The following is an 839-nucleotide window of genomic DNA, read 5'->3' on the forward strand; positions in this document are numbered from 1 at the left end:
GATCTACGGTCGCTACGGGATCGCGCTGCAAGCGCCGAGATAGTCGAATTGCAACGAAGGAACGACGTCGTCCCGGCCCAGCCGGGACGACGTCGCCGTCTTGACTTAAGCCGCCGCCTTCTTCCTGGCGAGTTCGGCCTTGTACAGCTCGAACTCCTCCGCGATCGCCTTTGCGACCGAGGGCCGCTGGCGCAGGCGTTCGTAATAGGCCTTCACGTTCGGCCATTTGGCGAGCTCGATCGGCGGTGTCGCCATGGTCCAGTTGATGACCGTGACGAGATAGGCGTCGGCCACACTGAAATGGTCGAGCAGGAAGTCGCGTCCCTTCAGGTAGTTGTCGAGATAGTCGAGCCGCGACAGGTTCTTCTCCAGCGCGTAGGCCTTGGTCTCCTGCGGCGCCTTGCGGTCGAGCACGGGGATGAAGAGGCCCTTGTGCAGCTCGGTGCCGATGAAGCAGAGCCATTGGTGCAGCCGCGTCCGTTCGATGCCCGCCGCGGCGCCGAGGCCGGATTGCGGAAAGCGGTCGGCGACATATTGCAGGATCGCCGCGTTCTCGGTCAGCACCACGCCCTCGTCGGTGCGCAGCGTCGGCACGAGGCCGATCGGGTTCACGGTGCGGAAATCGCTACCGTCGTTCAGCACCTTCTTGGTCGGCGGATCGACTTCGAGATAGTTCGCTTCGGCGCCGGCTTCGTACAGCGCGACGCGGGTCGCCATCGAGCAGGCGAGCGGCGAGAAATAGAGATCCATCTGTAGCCTCCTTGGGCAGTTCCTCTTTCGGGTATCGCTCAACCTGGCCAGATTGATTTTTGTACCATCTTGCATAATATGGCGAGGGT

The 839-nt window shown here is 62.3% G+C and carries 1 protein-coding gene; it reads right to left on the reverse strand.

Annotated elements, in window-relative coordinates:
• Positions 1-105 precede the first annotated feature (105 nt).
• Complete coding sequence (locus tag AC1D00_RS43405) at positions 106-750, reverse strand: glutathione binding-like protein (protein WP_477014966.1); 645 nt, start codon at positions 748-750, stop codon at positions 106-108.
• Positions 751-839: the final 89 nt, after the last annotated feature.

This window comes from Bradyrhizobium sp. P2_E8 (genome assembly GCF_056403875.1).